This window comes from Kitasatospora setae KM-6054 (assembly GCF_000269985.1).
GTDB classification, from domain to species: Bacteria; Actinomycetota; Actinomycetes; order Streptomycetales; family Streptomycetaceae; genus Kitasatospora; species Kitasatospora setae.
Genome location: NC_016109.1, coordinates 7436169 through 7455868, shown reverse-complemented (window position 1 = coordinate 7455868; position 19700 = coordinate 7436169). Strand labels below are relative to the sequence as shown.

The following is a 19700-nucleotide window of genomic DNA, read 5'->3' as shown; positions in this document are numbered from 1 at the left end:
TGTTCGCCGGTCGGGCCGGTGGGCGCGAATCGCAGCCGTAAGTAGCAAGGCTCCGGCTGAAACACTGGAACTCACTCCGCAAAGGAACAAAGAAACCCATGCGCACGACTGTGATGGTGCCTGTTGAGCGTGTCTTCTGTGATGCCCACATTGCTCGCGACGGCAGCGAGGTTGAGGCAAAGGACTGCCTGACGCTCGCGGGGCACGCATGGGACCTCTGCCTCGAACACTCCATCGTGTTCTCCCGGTACCTGCGGGATGCCCTGGGCTCTCCGGCTGAGCCCGCCAGTGCCGCGCCGGTTGCTGCCGAGACGACCACACCGGAGGCCGAGCAAGAGGACCGCCAGGACGACACCGAAGAGGACATGGCCGAGGCTGAGCCGGAGGTCCGTCCGACGGTGCTGGTGTCCGGGGAGATCCCGGGCTACGAGTGGGACGACGCAAGGGAGGCCGTCCGCAACCTGGGCTACGAAGTGGTGGGCCGGGCCGACGCCAGCACGGTCCTGATCATCTGCGGTGAGGGTGCGGAACGGGCAACGAAGAAGATGCGAGACGCTGTTGAGTTCGGCATCCCGTGCTTCGACGCGACCCGGCCGGGGGCGTTCCGTGACGCCGTGTGCTCCGGGGAGTTCAAGGGTGGTGACCCGCTTCCCCGGCCGGTTCGCAAGGACGCTCAAGCTGTCCGGTCGGAGCGTTCCACGCTCAAGTCCGAGGCCCAGGCCATCCGGGAGTGGGCGACTGCTCAGGGCCTCGCCGTGAGCGCCAAAGGCCCCATCTCCGGGTCGGTCCGGCACGCCTACCGCGTGGCGACCAGGAACGACCAGCAGGCCGCCTGAAAGCCGCTCAAGACCTCGCACGTAACCAGGGTGGCCGCGATCAGGGCGGCCCCCTGTGTCAACCAAACCCAGGAGACAGGCAGTTGAACGAGATCACGTTGTACGGCCCCATCGGACAGGCCGTGCAGGAGGTCAGCCCGTACGTGGAGTGCGATCCGATCGGCGTCTACGTGGCGGCGCTCAGCATGTGGTCGGCGGCCATCGGCCAGAAGGTCACCGTGTCCAGCCGGGGCAACTCCCGCCCCGCCCTGGTGTGGTCGGCCCTGGTCGGCGGGACCGGCAAGGGCAAGGGCACCGCGCTACGGGCCGCCCAGCACATCGTGCGCCCGGCCATCGGCCGGTTCCTCGAAGTGAACACCACCTCCGGCATCACCTCCGGCGCGTCCCTGGTCAACTACCTCGCCGAGCAGGCCGAGGCCACCGAGGAGACGGAGGCCGGACGGGACGTCCGGGCCCTGGTCATCGAAGAGGAGTGGTCCGAAGTGCTGCGCCGGGTGAAGCGCGACCCGTCGTTCACAGCCAAGCTGCGGAGCGCCTGGGACGGTGCCCCGATCCGCAACACCACCAAGGAAGGCGCACAGGCCGTCGAGGACCCCGCCCTGGTACTGCACACCCACATCACCCCCTCCGACTGGACCAAGTACGTCGGCGACACGGAGGCCGCCGGAGGGTCCTACAACCGCATCATGCCCTTCAGCCTGCGGTCGGTCCCGATGCTGGACGACGACAACACCACCCTGCCCGAGGTGGACGGCTGGGACCTGGCCGACGCCTACGCCTGGGCCACCGCCCGCAACAGGGCGATCAGCCTCGCCGACGACGCCCGTCAGCTCTGGCACACCATCCGCCGCTACGCCCGCATCATCTCCGAGACCCTGCCCGAGACCCAGGCCGTCTACGTCGAGCGCACCGCCGAACAAACGATCCGGGTAGCGGCCTGCCTGGCAGCCTCCGAACAGTCCGAGACGATCACTCGCGCCCGACTGTCCGCCGCGTTCTCCCTCGTGCGCCACAGCGTCCGATGCGCAGTCGGCATCACCGGAGGGGCAGAGGCCGCCAAGCCCGCCCGCCGGGTACCCACGCTGGCGGAGAAGGTCCGGGCCCGGATCGAGATGCACGGCGGCCGGGCACGATCCTCCGACCTGCTGCCCTTCGTCGGGGCCTCCGCCGAACAGGTCAAGGCACTGCCCGGGATCAGGGTCACCCTCGACCGCTCCGGCCTCGGCCGACCCGCCACCGTCTACACCCTCACCGACGACGAACCCGGTCACTCTCCGCTCGGCCGGCCGGAAACCCGCCGTGACGACACCCCCGCCACAGTCGTCCGCATCGACGCCTACCGGCCCGCTCGAACCGCACCGGCCACACCCGCTCCCCTCCCCGGGACGGGACCGTCCACCAACCCCTTCCGCGCGCTGATCTGACCCGGAAACAGGGAAACGCCCCGACCGTCAGGCCGGGGCGTTCTTTCGTTCGCCCCGCGTGCGCGGTGGCCGGGAACCTACCGCCCGTCGGCGGCGAAGCGCCGGACCCGGCCAGTGCCAGCGCGCCACAGTCGGCGGTACCAGCGCCCCCAGGCACGCTTCGACGGCGACTCGAACCCCCGCTCCACAGTCGGTCGGCGCAGGCCCACCCGGCCCCCGGACATCAGGTGGTCGAACTCCCCGCCCACCAGGGCATCGCGCAGCCGGACGAGTTCGGCCGGGCGCAGGAACAGCACCGACCGCCGCTCCTCGATGTGTCCGAGCGCCACCCACCCGTCGTCGGCCTCCGCCAGCACGACACCGCGCACCTCGTCCCGCTCGTCCACCGCGCTCGCCTCCCAGTGCAGTCCGCACACGCCGTTGGGGTAGTACTCGACCAGGGCATTCATCGCCACTCCTCGTCAGTCACGGGCTCCCCGCCCACCTCCAGCCACACGTACTCCCGCTCCGCCGTCCTCCAGTGCCCGAACCGGTCGGCTTGAGCCAGCACCCCGAGCACCGCCGTCGCCAACTCCCCGCCGTCCAGCCCACGGACCCGCACCGCCACCCGCACCGCGCCACCAGCGGTCCACGTCACCGACGGCCGAGCGCCCAGCAACACACCGAGCTCCCCGGCGAGTTCACCCGCCCGCGTCCGCGCCGCCCGCAACTCCTCATCCGAACGCGGGTCATCTGGCACCACGCCCTCACCCACGGTCGCCCCGGGGCAAGTACAGGTCGAAGGCCAGCAACGGCACATCCTCGGCCCGCGGCTTCTCGCCGGCCTCTGCCCTGGTCCTGGTCACGCTCGCCGCGTACGCCCGACGCGTGTCCGCCCGCATCAGCCACAGGCGCGCGTCGTAGGCGGTCACGAACCGCAGCAGCGCCAAGCGGCCCGACTCGTCCGGCACGGCGCAGTACCCGTCCAGCAGAAGGTCCCTGAGGACGAACGAGCCGTCCACCTCCACCACCTCGTACCGCATCACGGTGCGCGACTTCGCGAGGTCCGGTTGGCTTTCCACTGCTACGAACATCCCTGGCTCCCCATCGCTCAGTATCCGTTGAGTGAGAAACCAGATTAGAGCTGCCAGCGAGTCGAAATCACAATTATTCTGGTAGTCGACTAAATATCTCTGCGATACATCTCCGACCATTCGTAGAGCTGCGTCCGAGCCTTCTCGTCGAAGACTGCTGCACCCTCATATGTCGAAAATACTTCGAGGTGCTCGGCTACGTCCCGGGGGTCCTGAAAGACCATCCGTCCAGTGAACGTCTCAACCGTTACCAGCCGATCATCGTAGACGGTAAAGGTATTCATAGGACCACGACTGAGTAGAGATCCGAACGGGATCACACCGATTCGAATGTTCGGAAGATGAGAGAGTGCCGCGAGTCGCTCGATCTGAACCGACATGGCCATTGGGCCAACTACGGCCCACTTCACAGCCTGCTCGGTGAGCATGAAGGTGAAAGTTTTCGAAGCGTCGTAGAGAACTGTCTGCCTTTCCAGCTTCCGCGCCACTGTCTTGGAAATATCACCCGGCGAGTAATCCAAGCTCGCCCTGACATATTCCGGCGTGGCCAGCAGGCCCGTAAGCATGGCCGGCAGGAAGAATCGCAGCTCACGGGCACCTGACTCCAGTGCTGCAAGCTCAGACTGCCGCTTCTCCAGTCCCAGCCGCCACGACGCCCTGACGTCCTGCCACTGCGTATTTGCACTTCGCGCCAGGGCCGATATTTCGGCAATAACGTCTTCCGGCGCATTCACAGCCCGCAGGATGAGCTCGACCTCGGTGAGCGTCGGAATCTTCTTGCCGGTCTCAATTTTACTGATCGTGCCTTGAGACATCGAACAAAGCCCAGCGAGCCGGACCCCAGTGAGGCCGGCTCGCTCGCGTAGTTCTCGCAATTCCTTGGCCAGGTCGGACTTCGACCGTCCAAGCTGCTCAGGATCTATTGTCACTCAATCGCACTCTTCATGTACTCTGCGAAAGGGACTGACTCGGCAATGGCCAGCCTCTTCCAATCAACATAAGTCCGGTGGTCGCCCTCGAACACCTCACGGCTGATCTGTGTCCCATCGGGGCGATAGTTCATGAGCACCACGCGGGAATCGTCGAACAGCCAGAAGTCTTGATCCGGAAGACCTGGATTCTCCCTGTCGGTCAGGTCGAGGATCCTGACGTCCTCGCCCGCTCCGACGTTGTGCCAGTAGTGGGCGAATTCGAACCGGAGATAGTCCGTCAGCGGGCGTGTCACCACATGCACGCGCCCGACGGTCCGCCCGGTACTGCGGTAGCCCTGGAGCCGTTCCGTCCACGCGGCGGTATCGGCAGCCGTGACGGGCCGCCCCTCCTGGAACCTTCGGATGGCTTCCGCCTCCTGCGGCATCGTGTAAACGGGGCGCGTCTCCAGACGCCACGCGCTCCGTTCCATGGCGTCGAAGTACTCCCGCCAGCTACTTCCATCCAAGAGCACTGAACGCCTCCCTCAAGATGTGTTCCGGGATCTCGACCAGGCCCTCGCCCTCCGGCGGGGTGAAGCCGTTGAAGAGGTCCCCCTGCACCACGAACGAGTTCCGGTCCGTCGCGTAGACATTGGGGCAGTCGTCGGCACCACACTCCCCCGACCCGTTGCCGTTCCCCGTGTTGGTCAGTCGCGTCAGCCCAGGCTTGTCAGCCATGTCAACCCCCTGATGATCGGCCCTGGTTGGGCCGTGCAGGTACGAAGGTAGGGAGCCTCCCCCACGGCTGTCTATGCCGACTCTGCGATATTCCCGTGTTGGCATAAAGATCTTGCTCCGACAGCCCCATGCAACGGATGGTCACGTGACCCACCCATGACCCACAGCGGTCCGGAATGGTCAGAAACGGTCAGGATGCACCGATAAGACGCCCCATCAACTCCGGGGCCCCAGCCCGACGTTTCCGCAGGTCAGAACTAACAAATGCCGGTGCCCGAGGCGAGAGTTCAAGTCCCCCCTCGGACACCAGCTAAGACCCCAGTTGAACTGGGGTCTTTCTGTTTTCCCGGCTACGGCGTGCCCCCCGTGTGACCGACAGCCGAGCGACCTTCCCGGCCGGACCCCGGATCTGATCACTCTCGAATCAGGGTCGAGGGTCGGTGGATCGGGGCTCAAGCCCCGGCTGCGGCTGCGGCTGCGGCCAGGACGGTGCGTTCGACGCCGTGCAGGATCTGTTCGATGTCGGCAGCGGCGAGCAGACGCCGGTCGGCGGTCATCGCGACCTCGATCGCGCCGCCGGGGACGTCGGCAGCGTGCAGCGCGTAGGCGACGCCGCCGCCGTGGTCGGTGGCGTCCTCCCAGTGCAGGGTGGAGGGGCGGGGAGCGGTGCCGGTGCCCGCGGCCGGGTCGGCGGGGGTGGAGGTGCGCTGGTCGTTGTACCAGCAGGAGCGTTCGAAGGCGACGCCCGGGTGGTCGGCGAACTCGGCGAGGTCCGCGGTCAGCGTCCGCTTGTCGTAGTAGGCGCTGCGGTAGGTCGTCATCGCGGCCCGCCAGGTGCGTTCGAGCAGGGCCGTGAAGTCTTCGGCGGGGTCGGTGCGCACCGCGAAGTAGCCTTCCATCGCGAGCGGGCCGGTGGCCTGGGCGTGGCCGGGCAGGAAGCGGTTGTTGACCATCAGTTGGAGCCCGCAGCGGCCGGTGCCCGCCCAGGCGGCGAGTTCCCGGGAGACCGCCGCCAGCAGGACGTTGGCCGAGGTCGTGCCGTGCGCGGCGCAGATCCGGGCGAGGGCGCCGGGCAGGGCGGGCGAGACCAGGTGGGCGCGGCGGTAGCGGGGGCCCTCGGCGAAGGCGTCGGCGGGGACGGGACGGTCCGGGACGGCGGCGTCGACGGCGGTGGCCCGCCAGTGTCGGCGGGCGGCGGTGTCGAGGCGGCGGCCGCGTTCGGAGTTCTGCCCGGCCGCCTGTTCCATCGGTTGGACGGCGCGGGCGGCGGTCCGGATCTCCGCCGGGGAGCGGCCTTCGGCGAGGGCGGCCAGGTCCGCGCGGATCCGGGGCAGGCCCCAGGCGTCGATCGCGGTGTGCGAGAACACCGCCACCACGTGCCGGACCCGGCCTTCCGCCAGGACGGCGCCGAACCTGACCGGCCACTGCGCGGCGTAGTCGAAGGACTGCCGCCAGAGTTCGGCGGCCAGGGCCTCGCCGGTGGCGGCCGTCTCCCGGGGGGAGCACTCGCGCAGGTGCAGTGTGGTCGTGCCGGAGCCGTCCAGGACCTGGCGGAGGGTGCCGTCCGGTCCGGGCAGCAGGCGGGTGCGCAGCGCGTCGTGGATCTCCAGGAGGCCGGACAGGGCCCGCTCGACCGCGTCCAGCGGCTGGGCCGGCTCGACCGGCCCGTCCAGCCGGATGTTGTAGGCGTGGTCTGCCGGGCGCAGTCGCTGGAGTGCTTCCCAGATCGCGAACTGGCCCCAGCTGGCAGGTCCTTCGCCGGTGGTGCCACCGGTGTGGGTGAGCTGCCGGTGGGTGGTGACGGGCACGTGGGGTCCTCTCGTTCGGGGCGGGGCGGTGGGCGGGGGTCAGAGGAGGGATCGGACCGCCGCCGTGCGCAGCTCCCGGTAGCGGGGGTCGTCGGCGAGGTCCGGCCGCGGGCAGTCGTGGAGGCGGCGCAGGGTGGCGGGCAGCGGGACCGGTGCGGCGGGGTGCGGGTCGGCCTCGGCGCGGTCCAGGGCGGACGGGCGTCCCGGGTGCGGGCCCGCGGCCCGGCTCACCAGGCGCGGCGGGCCGTCCGGCCAGGTGCGGGTGAGCAGCGGGAGCAGCGGCCTGGTGTCCGGGAGTTCGCAGTGCAGCAGGGCCAGTTCGGCCTCGTCAGGTCCGGGGTCCTCTCCGGGGCCGAGGAGCCGGAGGCGTTCCATCGGCAGTCGGGCGAGCGAGCGGGCGAGGTCGGCGGGGCCGGCCGGGCAGTGCGGGCAGGGCAGGCCGCGCACCGCGAGCGCGGGCGAGCGGTCGACGGCGACGGCGGTGAGCAGTTCGGCCTCCCGCCGGGCGAGCCGGGCCAGCGGATCGGCGGCGGTGCCCGGGGGCCGGGGGCGAGTCGGCGGCTCCAGGTGGGGGGACGGGGAGGCGTCCGGCGGCGGGGCGTCGGCGGCCGGTGCGGGGGGTGCGGCTTTCGCGCCGGATTCCAGGGCGTGTTCGGCGAACGTGGTGAGGGCGTCCAGCAGGGGTTCGTCGAGGCTTCGCAGGTCGGGTTCGTCGAGGCCGGCGCAGAGCCAGCTGCGGAGGGCGGCGCGGGTAGGGCCGGGGGACCCGGTGAGGGGCGCGGCGTCGAAGCCCAGCAGCCATCCGGCGGCCCAGACCTCGCGCGCGGTGTCGGCGGGGACGCCGGCGGGCGGGACCGTGCCGTCCAGGGCGGCGCGGAGTTCGCCGGGATCGGCTCCGACGAGTTGCGCCCAATCGGCCCAGGGCCAGGTGTAGGGGTGTCCGACGGGTTCGCCGGGGCGGGCGATGCGGATCACGCAGCGGGAGCGGACGAGTTCCACGGCGTACGCCCGGGCCGTGCCGGGGCGGTGGCGCCGGGGCGGGTCGGGGCGCCGCCAGTGGGCGGGACCGGGTCGGCGGCCGTTCATCGGAACGGCCGCGTGCCGGGCGCCGTGGGCGGAGTTGTCGGCGAGGCTGGGGCCTTCGCCGTGTTCCAGCAGATGGGGGACGGCGGCCAGGACGGGGAGGCCGGCGGCGGCGCAGAACTCCGCGATGAGTTCGTCGTCGTCCTTCAACTCGTCGGGGTAGCGGGCCAGGTGGCGGGCGAGGTCGCGGGCGGCGGGGGCGGGCAGGGCGAGGCCGAGCGCGGGCACCCACTCGCGCGGGTGCAGGGGGGCGAACGGGGCGCCGGAGGCGGCGGCACGGCGGGCCAGGTAGGAGTTGTAGGGGGTGTTCCAGTTGACGTACAGGGCGACGGCGTGATCGGGCCGGGCGGCCAGGACGTGGGCGAGTTGGGCGGCGAATCCGGGTTCGGGGGTGACGTCGTCCTGGAGCACCAGGTGGTGGGTGGCGCCGTCTCGGACGGCCGCCCAGGCGCGTTTGGCGGTGCGCAGCGGACTCGGCGGGCCTTGCGGCTGCGGGTCGGTGACGACCTGGACGGTCAGCGGCGCGCAGGCGGCGAGCAGCGCGGGCAGCGCCGCGGACCGCGCCGGGTGGTGCATCACGGCGAGGCTGATCTCGTGCACGGGGAATCGGTGCCTTACTCGTGCGGAGGACGGGGGTGCGGGGCGGGAGCGGTGGACAGCGCCGCCGGGCCGGTCCGGGCCGGGAGGGCCGTTGCCGCCGCTGCCGCGCGCGGGGCGGGAGCGGGCCGGGCGGGGTCGAGTCGGGCGAGGCCGCGGGCGGTGCGGCGGGCGGCGCCGCGGGAGACCGCGAGGGGGTCCCAGCCGGGGCCGCGGGCGGGGAGGCGGGGCGGGGCCGCGGGGAGGGCGCCGGCCTGGATCTCGGCGGCGAGGGGGCGTCCGAGCAGCTCGGCGGCGCAGGCCAGGCCGCTCATCGCGGCGCCGGTGATGCCGCTGCCGTAGCGGGCGTTGGCCCCGACGACGTGCAGGCCGGGCAGCGGGGTGCGGGCGGCGGGGCGGCCGCCGGTGCCGCCCCAGTCGGAGAAGCCGTAGGGGGTGCCGCCGCTGGCGCCGGTGTAGCGGCGATGGGTGTGCGGGGTGGAGAGTTCGAGGTGGGTGAGGTGGGGGCGGAGCGGGCCGAGGGCTTCCTCGGCGGCGTCCAGCATGGCTTCGGTCCAGCGTTCCTTGAGGCGCAGGTAGGCGGCGTCGCGCCGGTAGCCGCGGCCGTTCCCGGGCGGCTCGGGGAGTTCCGCGGGACAGACCGCGATGGCCTGGAAGTTGGTGTGCCCGGGCGGGCAGTTGGCGCCGGGGGCGTCCTTGCCGGAGGCGAAGGAGAACATCAGGGCCTCGGGGCGGAAGCGCTCGGGGTCGGGGTGCGGGCGGTAGGCGGCGTCGGGGTCGGCGGTGCGGTGCCACCACAGGTTGGCACCGGTGGCGCCGGGCAGTTCGGTGTCGAGGGCGACGAAGAGGGAGAGCAGCCCGCCGGCCATGGTGGCCCGGGCGGTGCGGCGGGTCAGCCAGGCGGGGAAGTGCTCGGCTCCGACCAGGTCGAGGACGGTGCGCCGGTAGTCGGCGTTGGAGACCACCAGCGGGGTCCGGACGGTGCTGCCGTCCGACAGTTCGACGCCGCTCACCCTGCCGTCGTCGACCAGGACCCGGGTGGCGGCGCAGCGGGTGCGCAGTTCGCCGCCGGCCGCTTCGAGTGCCTCGACCAGGGCGGCGACCAGGGACTGCCCGCCGCCCTGCGGGTAGGAGGCGCCGCGCAGGTAGTGGTCGAGGACGGCGGCATGGGTGGGGACGGCGGTGGCGGCGGGCGGGGTGCCGTAGTTGCTGGACTGGGCGGCGAGGACGGCCCGGGCGGGGACGGACAGGCCGCAGTGCTCGAACAGGTCGGCGAGGCTGCGCCGGCCCCAGCGGGCCAGGGCCGGGCCGGGCCGGGCCGGCGGGGCGGCGGGGTCGTACCGCAGGAAGCCGGTGCGCAGTTCGCCGCCGATCTCCCGGCAGGTGGTCAGGAACTCGTCCAGGGCGGCCTGTTCACCGGGCAGCGCGGCCAGCAGCCGGGCCCGGTAGCCCTCCCAGGAGGCGGGGACGTCGAGGGAGAGGCCGGGCAGCCGGAGGCGGTCGAAGCCGTCGGGGTCGAGGGGGCGGTGGCGGACCCGGTCGGCGATGCCGAGGCCGCGCAGGACGAGCGGCAGGACGCCGTCCGGCCCGCAGTCGCCGAGGTAGTGCACGCCGACGTCGAACTCGTAGGCGCGGCGGCGGCGGAACACGTGCCCGCAGCCGCCGGCCACGTCGTGGGACTCGACCACCAGCACCCGGTACCCGGCGGACGCCAGGTAGCCGGCGCAGACCAGCCCGCCCAGGCCGGCGCCGATCACCACGGCGTCCCGGTCCGCTCCGCTCTCTCCGACCCGCATCGGTTAACGTCCCTCCGTCGCCAGCAGGGCCAGGGCCCGCCGGTCTACTTTGCCGTTGACATTGAGCGGCAGCTCGGACAGCCACCTGAGGTCCTGCGGGACGGCCGGGCCGGGCAGGAAGGCCCGTAGCCGCTGCCGGACCTCGGCCGCCGGGTCGGGTCCGCCGGGGCTCGGCGTGCAGAACGCGACCAGTCGGCCCGCCGCGTACACCACGGCGGCCTGCCGGACGGGCTCGATCTGCCGCAGCGCCCATTCCACCTCGGGCAGTTCCAGCCGGATGCCGCCGATCTGCACCTGCTGGTCGATCCGGCCGAGGTAGCACAGGCCGACGCCGGGCACCCGGCGCACCAGGTCACCGGTGCGGTACCAGCGGCGGCCGTCGTGCTCGACGAAGCGGCCGGTGTCGTCGGCCCGGTCGAGGTATCCGCGGAACAGTTGGGGGCCGGTGACGCACAGTTCGCCCTGCTCGGGCTGGTCGGCCGGGACGGGGCCCGGGCCGGGTGGCAGCAGCAGGGCGGACAGGCCGTCGTGCAGGTCGCCGATCGGCACCACGCCGTTCACGCAGCGTTCCGGGCGGGCGTCGCCGTCCCAGCCGAACACCGAGCAGGAGATGGTCAGTTCGGTGGGACCGTAGAGGTTCTCCACCCGCGAGCCGGGGGCGGCCCGCTGCCAGTCGGCGGCGTCCTCGGCGAGCAGCGCCTCGCCGCAGAACAGGCTCAGCCGCAGGCCCGGCAGGGTGTCCGGGGCGAGGCCGGGGCCGCGGCGGACCGCGCCGATGGCGCTGGGGGCGGAGAACCAGACGGTGAGGCCGGTCCGGGCCGCGAACCGGGGCAGGTTGACGAACGCGCCGGGCCGGACGGTGACCACCGAGGCGCCCGCGGACCAGGCCGCGAACAGGTCGAACACGGCCAGGTCGAAGGTCAGGTCGAAGGTCTGCGAGAACACGTCGCGGTGGTCGAAGGCGTAGCGGAGCTGCACCTGGTCCAGGTAGTGGCCGACGTTGCCGTGGCTGATCGGCACGCCCTTGGGGCGGCCGGTGGATCCGGAGGTGAACAGCACGTAGGCGGTGGTGTCGTCGCCGGGCTCCTTCCCCGCCGGAGGGGTCGGCGCGGCCGTGACCCCGGGCGCGTCGGGCGCGTCGGGCGCGTCGGGCGCGTCGGGCGCGTCGGGCGCGTCGCCGGCGGGTGTCCGGTCCAGGTGCAGCACCGTCACCCCGGTGAGCTCCCCGGCGAGTTCGGGCAGCAGCGCGGCTCCGGCCCGGTCGACCAGCAGTACCGACAGGCCGGCCTCCGCGACGGCTGCCGCGAGTGCGCCGCGGGTGCGGGCGGGCGGGTGCTCAGGGGCGAGGGGGACCATCGCCGCGCCCGCGAACAGCGTGCCCAGCAGTGCGGTGTACGCCTGGGCGCCGCGTTCGGCGAGCACGCCGACGGCCGCCGGGCCCGGGTGGGCCGCCCGTACGGCGGCGGCCACCCGGTCGGCGCGGGCGCCGAGTTCGCGGTAGGAGAGCACGGTGGGGCCGTCCTGCACGGCGGTCCGGTCCGGGTGCCGCCGCAGGGTGCGGCGGACCCGGGCCGACAGGGTCGGGCTCATGCCGCGGCCTCGGCGGCGGACCGGTCGTGGAGGCGCAGCAGCAGGACGCCGAGGGCCCCGTCCGCGTCGAGCGCGGTGAACAGCACGGTCCTGCCGGGGACGGCTGCTGCCAGTTCCCGGTCGATCTGGAGCGCGGTGTGGGCGGCCAGGCAGTCGCCGGTCAGGTCCTCGGTCCGGGTCGGTGCGGCGGTCAGTCCGGCCGCCGCGAGCCCGCGGAGGTGGGCCAGGTCGGCCTCGGGAACGCCGGTGGCCCGGATCAGGACCGCGTCGATCCGGTCGGCCGGCAGGCCGGCCCGGCCGAGGAGCCGGGACACCACCCTGGCGGTGTCGGCCGGGTCGGCGGCCTCGACGGCGTCGACCCGGCTGCCGAGGACGGTGGCCCGCGCGGTCCGGCCGGCGGCGGCGGCGGTGGCCGCCGTCTCCAGCACGAACATCGCGGCGCCCTCGCCGAGCGGGCCGGTGTCCCGGGCGCTGGCCGCCCAGCGGGCGGTCGGCTCGGTGAACTCCTCGGCGGCACCGACCAGCAGGGTGTCGGCGTGCCCGGCCGACAGCGCGAGCGCCGCCTGCCGGAAGGCCGAGACGGTGCCCAGCGCGGCGGTCGCCACGGTGCAGTTGGCACCCCGCAGACCGTGCCGGATGGCCAGTGCCCCGGCGCTGGTGTTGATCACCGCGCTGGGGAAGTCGGCGGGCTTGACCAGGTAGGGGCGGGCCTGCCGGAAGGTGTCGATGCCGAACTCGGCCATGCCGGTGACGCTGCCGGCCGTGGTCCCGAGCGTGACGCCGATCCGGTCCCGGTTGTCGTCGTCGATGGTCAGTCCGGCGTCCTCGACGGCCCGTTGGCAGGCCACCATCGCCAGGTGGGTGGTGCGGTGGTTGTACGTCACGGACTTGCGCCCGAGCAGCAGGACCGGGTCGAGCCCGAGCACCGGATGGCCGCCGGTGAGCGCCACCGGGTCCCCGGGGCGGGCCCATGCCGGGGCGCTCCCGGTGGCCGAGGGCCGGACCGACCCCCGGCCGCTGATCACGATCTCGGTCATCCGGCCTCTCCGAACAGGACGATGGCGTTGTTGCCGCCGAAGGCGAATCCGTTGTTCTGGGCGATCCGGACCCGGGTCGGCCGGGAGCTGTTCGGCACCGGGTCGATGCCCGCCAGTTCCGGATCGTGGTGCAGGTGGTTGACGGTCGGCGGCAGGAAGCCCTGGGCGATGCTCAGGGCGCAGGCCACCGCGCCGAAGCCGCTGGCCGCGCCCATGGTGTGGCCGAGCATCGACTTGATCGAGCTGACCGGCGGCGGCGTGGGGCCGAACACGTCGAACAGCGCGCCGCCCTCCACCAGGTCGTTGGTGCGGGTGCCCGTGCCGTGCGCGCAGATGTAGTCCACCTGGTCGGCCCGGACCCCGGCCCGCTGGTGGGCGACCCGGATGCCGCGCGCGATGCTCTCCGCGTCCGGCGCGACCGGGTGCTTGGCGTCGCAGGACATCCCGTAGCCGAGCACCTCGGCGTAGATCCTGGCGCCGCGGGCCAGTGCGGCGTCCCGGTCCTCCAGCACCAGGGCCACCCCGCCCTCCGCGGTCAGGATGCCGTCCCGGTCGCGGTCGAACGGGCGGCACTGTTCGGCGGCCAGCGCCCCCAGCCGGTGGAAGCCGGCGTGGGTGAACCGGGCCACCGAGTCCGCGCCGCCGGCCACCGCGACGTCCACCTCGCCCGAGCTGATCAGGTCGTAGGCGTAGCCGATCGTGTAGTTGCCGGCCGAGCAGGCGGTGGCCACGGTGACCGCCTCGCCGGTGGAGCCCAGCTCCCGGGCCGCGGCGACGGCGATCCTCGAGGCGGGCACCCGGCGGGCGAGTTCCGGGTCGGGCATCGACTGCCAGCCGTCCCGGTGCCAGCCCTCGGTCATGTCGACCACCGGCACCACCTCGCCGGAGGTGGTGCCCATCACCACCGCGACGTCCCGGCCCGCGGTCTCCACCCCGGCGTCCTCCACCGCGAGGCGGGCCGCCGCCGCCGCGAACAGCGAGGACCGGCCCCACTGCGCGCGGTCGAGCCGCCGCAGCAGCTCCTGCGGCCGGAAGGCCGGCACCTCGCCGGCCACCGTCCGCTCGAAGCCCGCGGTGTCGAAACTGCCGATCGGCCCGACCCCGCTCTTGCCGAGGCGCAGCGCCTCGGCGAACTCGGCCACGCCGATCCCGATGCCCGAGACCGGGCCGAGGCCCGTGATCACCACCCGGTGTGCCACCGGGTCACCAGCCCGCGCCGGCGGCGACCACCCGGTAGGTGGTGTTGAGGTCGACCAGCAGCGGGATGTCCTCGGGGTCGACCACCACGTCGTAGACCTGCTCCAGGCGCGACACCAGTTCGATCGCCAGCAGCGAGTCCGCACCCAGGTCGTCGACGAAGGACTCCGCGGCCTCGACCTCCTCGGGGGTGGCCGAGAAGATCTCGGCGGCCAGGTCCCGCAACTCGGCGAACCTGGCCCGGTCGACCACCACGCTGTTCCCGTCCTGCTGCATGTCCGTTCTCCTCCTGTACGGGGACTTCCCACCGGGAAATCCCGATCAATTTATTTCGACGGTCCCGCCGCGCAGGCGGCACCGCCCGACCCCCCGGAGCTTTCCGGGAATTCTTTCAGCGGATTTCAGATCCGCAGTCCGCCATCCACCTTGAGAATACTCCCGGTGACATAGGAGGCGCGGTCGGAAATCAGGAAGGACACCGCGTCCGCCACGTTTTCGACGGAGCCGAACCCTCCCATCGGGATGCTTTTCTCCGCGCGCTGCCTGGCAGCCGGCGGCATGGCCCCCACCATGTCGGAATCGATGTAGCCGGGAGCCACCACGTTGACCCGCACACCGGACCTGGCGGTCTCCGCGGCCAGCGTCAGCGCCAGCCCGTGCATGCCGGACTTGGCCGCCGCGTAGTTGGCCTGGCCGGCCTGACCGGAGATCCCGGAGACCGAGGAGACGAAGACCAAGGAGCCCCGCCGACGCCGGATCATGTTGTACGTGACGCTCCGGGCCAGGTGGAAGGCACCGTCGAGGTTGGTCCGCAGCACGGCGTCCCACTCTTCGGGGCGCATCAGCGCAAGTGCCCGGTCCCGGGTGATCCCGGCGTTGGCGACCGCCGCCACGACCGGGCCGAGCTCGCCCTCCGCGGCCTGCACGAAATCCTGCACGGCCGCGGCGTCCGCCACGTCCACTTTCGCCCGGAAAACTCGGCGGCCGAGCTCTTCGACACTGGCCGAAGTTTTTTCCGCCGCGGCGTCGTCACCACGATAGCAGAAAGCTATGTCGAATCCGTCCGAGGCCAGCCCGACGGCAATCGCCCGGCCTATTCCACGGGATCCTCCGGTGATCAGCGCACAGCCTTTTCCCTGCTCCGCGGTGCGCTCTTCGGAAATCGTTGTCACGCCGTTCCTCCCGTTCGTCGGACTGCCATCGCGAAACTGATGGCCCAGTCCTCCTGATGGGTCAGGGTCACCTCGACCCCGACGATTCCGGCGGCCTCTGCGATCCGCCGGGCCCCGCCGGTCAGCACGACCACCGGCGCCCCGTACTCGTCCTGCGCGATCTCGATGTCCTGCCAGAGCAGCCCCTGGCCGAGGCCCCGGCGCAGCGCCTTGGCCACGGCCTCCTTCGCGCAGAACCGGCCGGCCAGCCACTCCTCGGCCCGGCGGCCGGTGTACCGCCCGGCCCGGGCCAGCTCGTTGGCGGTGAACACCCGCCGCCGGGCCCGCTCGGAGGCCACCGCGCGAGTGAAGCGGGACACCCGCAGCAGGTCGACCCCGATGCTCATCCCGGCCCGCCCGCCGCCGCGACCGGGCCGGTGGCGGCGTCCGGCCCGCCGCTCGCGCCGACCAGCGCCGCGGACACCACCCGGCGGCGCAGCACCCGCAGACCGATCCCGCCGCCGCTGAGCATGCCCAGCACCGCGCCGACCGCGAGGACGCGGTACAGGCCCAGCGGATCGTGCCAGCGGGCGGTCAGCCAGGCCCCGAGGCCGAGCACCACCGCGAAGTAGACGGCGTTCAGCACCACCGTGACCGGGCCTCGGCCGGTCTGTTCCAGGACCGCGAACACCACCAGGGTGAGGGCGGTGCAGGAGAAGGTCGGTCCGACCTCGCCCATGAACCGCGCGGTCTCGGCGGCTGTCCGCGGGTCGCCGGTGAGCAGCGCCAGCCGGTCGCCGGCCGCCCACAGCAGCACCGCCAGCGCACCGTACCCGGCCACCGCGAGTTCCGTGCCGCGGCGCAGCGCGCCACGGGCCAGGTCCTCGCGTCCGGCCGAGGCGTGGCGGTTGACCAGGACCGCGACCGCGGATCCGAACGCCAGCGCGGGGACGATCACCACGCCCTGCAGGGTGTAGCCGAGGGTGAAGCCGGCCACCGTCTCCGGGCCGTAGGGGGCGAGCACCGCGAGCTGGGCCAGGTTGACCGCGAACAGCAGCAGGTAGGAGCCGCCCACCGGCAGCGCGACCCTGACGGCCAGGGGGCCGATCCCGGAGCGGAGGCGGCCCGCGCTGTGCCGGGTGAGCAGGCCGCGCCGGTGCAGCAGCGCCAGTCCGAGGCCGGCCTGCGCGAGGGCGGCCACGGCGAGCGACCAGATCAGGGCGGCCAGTCCGAGTCCGCCGAGGTTGCCGAGCCCGGCGACGCCGCCGATGCTCAGGCAGACCCAGACCAGGGTCAGCAGGGCGGCCCGGCCGGTCGCACCGGTGGCGCGGAGCACCGCCCCGCACAGGTCTCCGGTGAAGGCGACGGCGCTGACCAGCACCATGGCGAGCAGGAAGTGCAGGAAGGCGGTGCGGTGCTCGGCTCCGATCCCGGCCAGGGCCATCAGGCGGCCGCGGGCGGCGAGCAGGGCCGCGCCGAGCAGCAGGTAGAGGGAGCCGCCGATCAGGACGGTGCCGCCCATGGCCTCGGGGATGCGCCCGCGTTCACCGCGGCCGCTGTACCCGGCGGCGGCGACCTGGAGCGCGGTGGACAGTCCGGTGTTGACGGCCAGGAAGAGGAAGGCGATCGGCGCGTAGAGGGCGCGCAGGTAGAGCACCGGTCCGTGCAGGCGGCCGAGCAGGGCCATCACCGCGAACTCGGCGGCCAGCGCGACCACCGAGGCCAGCACCATGGGGGCGGCGAACCTCAGTACGGTCCGGTGGGTGGGCCGGTCCCCGGTCACGGCGCGCTCCGTTCGACGGTGACCGTCCGGGGGCGCAGCACACCGTCGGCCCGCAGCGCGAGCCGGGCCGTGCGGGCCGCGGTGGGAACGGCGAGTTCCGCGGTGCCGCCGGGCGGCAGGGCGCCGTCCGCGAGGGCCCGGGCGAGGGCCAGCCAGGCGACGGCGGCCGTGGGGGCGGCGCAGCGCAGGGCCGGGCCGTCGACCGGCCCGGGCAGCACGGTGAGCGTCCCGGGGCCGGCGGTGACCAGGAGGGCGAGCACCGTGCCGGTGGGCGGGGCGCCGTCCCGGCCGGCGAACTCGGGGCGGTCGGCGAGCACCAGCGCGGTCCGGCCGCCGGGCGGCAGCCACCAGCGCAGCAGGTCGAAGACGTCCAGGCCGCCGCTGTCCTCCGGGTGGCTGAGCGCCAGGTCCTCGCCGACCCGCCAGGGCGCGTCGTGCACCAGGCGCGGCAGCGGGAACGCGTCGTGGTCGGTGTCGTGGCCGGGCTGCACCAGGAGCAGGCCGGTGCCGTCCGGCACCGGGCCGAGGGCCGCGAGGGCGGCGGCGGCGAGGTCGGCCAGGTGGGCGCGGTCGGGGGCGGCCGCCAGGGGGGCGCCGGCGTCCGGGCCGCGCAGCCGGGCCGCGAGGGCGGCGAGCAGCCGGGTGTCGGGCCGGTGGCCGGTGAGCGGGCCCGTCGGCCGGTAGAGCGGGGCGGGGTCCGGGTCGGCGGCGACGGCGAGCGCGGTGAGCGACAGCTCGCCGGGCCGTCCGGTCGGTTCAGCCACGGCGCACCACCCGGTTGCGGTAGGCCTCGGCGACGTGGACGCGCTGGATGTTGCTGGTGCCCTCCATGAACTCGAAGGCGTGCACGTCCCGGTACCACTTCTCCAGCAGCGGATGGTCGAGCATGGAGGCGCGTCCGAGCGAGCGGACCGCCCAGCGGGCGGCCCCGGTGCCGAGGCGGACGGCGGTGAGCTTGGCGGCGGCGGCCAGGTCGCCCCGGTCCGGGTCGTGGTCGACCTGGGCGGCGGCGGCCAGCGTCCGGGCCCGGGCGGCGGCCAGCCGGGCCCGCAGGACGGCGGCGCCGGGTGCGTTCGGGCGTTCGGCGTCGACGGTTTCGGCGAGCGCGGCGGCGGCTCCGAGGGCCAGCGCGGCGATCTGCACCCGCATGCTGGTGAAGGCCCGCATCGCGCCCCACAGGCCCCGGCGGGAGGGCGGCAGGTGGGCACCCAGCAGGTCGCCCGCAGCGATCGGGACGTCCTCGAAGCGGATCTCGGCGAGCCGGGCGCCGCGCAGGCCGGTCATCTCCAGGGCCTGCGCGGTGGAGCCGGGCAGCGGCCGTTCGACCAGGGCGGCCCGGATCGACAGCGGGCCGGGACCGGTCCGGGCGAACACCACGCCGATGCCGCCTCGTTCGCCGCTGCCGATGTACCGCTTGGTGCCGGTGAGCAGGTACCCGTCGTCGCCCCGGCCGTCGTCGCCCCGGCCGGCTCCGGCGCGGTCGGCTCCGGCGCGGTCGGCTCCGGCGCGGTCGGCTCCGGCGCGGTCGGCTCCGGCGCGGTCGAGACGGGTGGCCAGTGCGGAGGCGTCGCTACCGCGTTCGGGTTCGGTGATGGCGAAGAACGACCAACTGGTGCCGTCGGCCAGTCGGCGGTGGAAGCGGGCCTGCTGCTCGGGGCTGCCGAGGTGGCTGACGGCGAGGCCGGCCAGGGCGGGGCCGGGGGCGGCCAGGACCGCGCCGCAGTCGCCCTTGGCGAGTTCGAGCAGGGCGGTGGTGTAGTCCAGGCAGGAGCCCGCCGGGTAGCTCCGGCTTCCGATCCGCAGCGGTTCGCCGCCGTACTCGGCGGGGGTCTGGCACCGGTGCATCAGCCGGTACGCCTCCAGGCCGTGGTACCGGCCCGCCCCGGCCGGGTCGCGGTCGATGTCGAGCGCCACGGCGCGCAGTTGCGGTGCGAGTTCGGCGCTCAGGCCGCGCAGGGCCGCGAGCCGCCGTTCCTGGTCGGTCATGCCGACGGCTCCGTTCCCCAGGTGTTCCAGATCAGTTCGCAGACGTAGACGCCGCGGGCCTCGTGGTCGGCGAGGTATCCCGCCCCGCCGAACAGCACCGCGGTCCGCCAGCCGAGGGCGTCGAGTTCGGCGCCCGCCCAGCGCGCGACGGCGGCCGGGTCGTCGGCCTGCTCCAGGGTCGCCGACAGTTCGGTCAGCGCGCTGTCCAGGTCCGCGAGTTCGGCGCGGACGACGGGCAGGGCGCTCAGCCGGGTGCCGCCGTAGGTGCGGCCGTCGAGGTGCCGCACGGCCCGTTCCAGCAGCTCGCGCAGGTACTCGGCCCGGACGGCGGCCAGCCGCAGCAGGTCCTCGGCGGGAAGTCGCGGGGCGGGAGCCCCGGACCGGGCGGCGGGGTCGGCGGCGCGGACCAGGGCGATCTGCTCGCGCTCCGCGAGGTGGTGCGGGCGCCGCTCCAGGTCCTGACCGGTCCGGTGCAGTTCGCCGGTCGGGACGGCGATCCACCCGCCGGTCGCGGCGGCCGCCAGGTCGGTTCCGGCGAGTACGGCGGCCAGGCCCCGGGCGAGGCCGCCGGCCCCCACCGGGCCGTCCGGTCCGGTGGGGGTGCTCGGGCCCGCGGGTCCGGCGGCGCCGGGCGGCGGTGCGGCGGTCAGGGCTGTCGCCGCGGTGGGTCCGGAGCGGGTCATCGGGTGC

At 73.6% G+C, this 19700-nt stretch carries 21 protein-coding genes; 2 read left to right on the top strand and 19 right to left on the bottom strand.

Features of this window, described 5'->3' with window-relative positions; genetic code table 11:
- The first annotated feature begins 98 nt into the window (after positions 1-98).
- Both KSE_RS32685 and KSE_RS32680 read left to right on the top strand, forming a co-directional pair.
- Positions 99-836, top strand: a complete 738-nt coding sequence (locus tag KSE_RS32685; protein WP_014139666.1) for an Lsr2 family DNA-binding protein — start codon at positions 99-101, stop codon at positions 834-836.
- 83 nt (positions 837-919) lie between these two features.
- On the top strand, positions 920-2260 hold the full coding sequence (locus KSE_RS32680) for a DUF3987 domain-containing protein (RefSeq protein WP_014139665.1): 1341 nt from the start codon (positions 920-922) through the stop codon (positions 2258-2260).
- 77 nt (positions 2261-2337) lie between these two features.
- Here the strand turns inward: KSE_RS32680 and KSE_RS32675 are convergent, their stop codons facing one another.
- From KSE_RS32675 to KSE_RS32585, 19 genes are all read right to left on the bottom strand, one after another.
- Positions 2338-2709 carry a hypothetical protein gene (locus KSE_RS32675; RefSeq protein ID WP_014139664.1) on the bottom strand — a complete coding sequence of 124 codons (372 nt, stop codon included), beginning with the start codon at positions 2707-2709 and terminating at the stop codon, positions 2338-2340.
- Positions 2706-2921 carry a hypothetical protein gene (locus KSE_RS45215; RefSeq protein ID WP_041293914.1) on the bottom strand — a complete coding sequence of 72 codons (216 nt, stop codon included), beginning with the start codon at positions 2919-2921 and terminating at the stop codon, positions 2706-2708. The genes KSE_RS32675 and KSE_RS45215 overlap by 4 nt, the downstream gene beginning before the upstream one ends.
- Before the next feature lie 85 nt (positions 2922-3006).
- Positions 3007-3333 (bottom strand): hypothetical protein, encoded by a 327-nt coding sequence (locus KSE_RS32665; RefSeq protein WP_014139662.1) that lies wholly within the window; start codon positions 3331-3333, stop codon positions 3007-3009.
- Between the two features lie 89 nt (positions 3334-3422).
- A complete protein-coding gene (locus tag KSE_RS32660; RefSeq protein ID WP_014139661.1) occupies positions 3423-4262 on the bottom strand; it encodes a helix-turn-helix domain-containing protein in 840 nt (279 codons plus the stop codon).
- Positions 4259-4777, bottom strand: a complete 519-nt coding sequence (locus KSE_RS32655) for a DUF6879 family protein (RefSeq protein WP_033258603.1) — start codon at positions 4775-4777, stop codon at positions 4259-4261. Before KSE_RS32655 ends, KSE_RS32660 begins: the two co-directional genes overlap by 4 nt.
- Complete coding sequence (locus KSE_RS32650; protein ID WP_014139659.1) at positions 4758-4982, bottom strand: hypothetical protein; 225 nt, start codon at positions 4980-4982, stop codon at positions 4758-4760. Before KSE_RS32650 ends, KSE_RS32655 begins: the two co-directional genes overlap by 20 nt.
- 452 nt (positions 4983-5434) lie before the next feature.
- Complete coding sequence (locus tag KSE_RS32645) at positions 5435-6790, bottom strand: condensation domain-containing protein (RefSeq protein ID WP_014139658.1); 1356 nt, start codon at positions 6788-6790, stop codon at positions 5435-5437.
- Between the two features lie 39 nt (positions 6791-6829).
- On the bottom strand, positions 6830-8473 hold the full coding sequence (locus KSE_RS39015; RefSeq protein WP_014139657.1) for a hypothetical protein: 1644 nt from the start codon (positions 8471-8473) through the stop codon (positions 6830-6832).
- A gap of 14 nt (positions 8474-8487) precedes the next feature.
- Positions 8488-10266: a phytoene desaturase family protein gene (locus tag KSE_RS32635; protein WP_014139656.1), complete on the bottom strand. Its 1779-nt coding sequence runs from the start codon at positions 10264-10266 to the stop codon at positions 8488-8490.
- A 3-nt stretch (positions 10267-10269) separates the two neighbouring features.
- Positions 10270-11856, bottom strand: coding sequence for an AMP-binding protein (locus KSE_RS32630; RefSeq protein WP_014139655.1), 1587 nt, complete (start codon positions 11854-11856; stop codon positions 10270-10272).
- Positions 11853-12893, bottom strand: coding sequence for a beta-ketoacyl synthase N-terminal-like domain-containing protein (locus KSE_RS39010; protein ID WP_014139654.1), 1041 nt, complete (start codon positions 12891-12893; stop codon positions 11853-11855). Before KSE_RS39010 ends, KSE_RS32630 begins: the two co-directional genes overlap by 4 nt.
- Positions 12890-14092, bottom strand: a complete 1203-nt coding sequence (locus tag KSE_RS32620; protein WP_014139653.1) for a beta-ketoacyl-[acyl-carrier-protein] synthase family protein — start codon at positions 14090-14092, stop codon at positions 12890-12892. The genes KSE_RS39010 and KSE_RS32620 overlap by 4 nt, the downstream gene beginning before the upstream one ends.
- Before the next feature lie 4 nt (positions 14093-14096).
- On the bottom strand, positions 14097-14366 hold the full coding sequence (locus tag KSE_RS32615; protein ID WP_014139652.1) for an acyl carrier protein: 270 nt from the start codon (positions 14364-14366) through the stop codon (positions 14097-14099).
- Between the two features lie 125 nt (positions 14367-14491).
- Positions 14492-15262 carry a 3-oxoacyl-ACP reductase FabG gene (fabG, locus tag KSE_RS32610; RefSeq protein WP_231873256.1) on the bottom strand — a complete coding sequence of 257 codons (771 nt, stop codon included), beginning with the start codon at positions 15260-15262 and terminating at the stop codon, positions 14492-14494.
- A complete protein-coding gene (gene acpS / locus KSE_RS32605) occupies positions 15259-15648 on the bottom strand; it encodes a holo-ACP synthase (RefSeq protein WP_014139650.1) in 390 nt (129 codons plus the stop codon). The genes fabG and acpS overlap by 4 nt, the downstream gene beginning before the upstream one ends.
- The gene (locus tag KSE_RS32600) at positions 15645-17024 is read right to left on the bottom strand and encodes an MATE family efflux transporter (protein ID WP_014139649.1); all 1380 of its coding nucleotides are present in this window, start codon (positions 17022-17024) and stop codon (positions 15645-15647) included. The genes acpS and KSE_RS32600 overlap by 4 nt, the downstream gene beginning before the upstream one ends.
- Positions 17021-17788, bottom strand: coding sequence for a hypothetical protein (locus KSE_RS32595; protein WP_014139648.1), 768 nt, complete (start codon positions 17786-17788; stop codon positions 17021-17023). Before KSE_RS32595 ends, KSE_RS32600 begins: the two co-directional genes overlap by 4 nt.
- Positions 17781-19010, bottom strand: coding sequence for an acyl-CoA dehydrogenase family protein (locus KSE_RS32590; RefSeq protein WP_014139647.1), 1230 nt, complete (start codon positions 19008-19010; stop codon positions 17781-17783). The genes KSE_RS32595 and KSE_RS32590 overlap by 8 nt, the downstream gene beginning before the upstream one ends.
- The gene (locus tag KSE_RS32585) at positions 19007-19693 is read right to left on the bottom strand and encodes an acyl-CoA dehydrogenase family protein (protein ID WP_051738424.1); all 687 of its coding nucleotides are present in this window, start codon (positions 19691-19693) and stop codon (positions 19007-19009) included. The genes KSE_RS32590 and KSE_RS32585 overlap by 4 nt, the downstream gene beginning before the upstream one ends.
- Between the last annotated feature and the right edge of the window lie 7 nt (positions 19694-19700).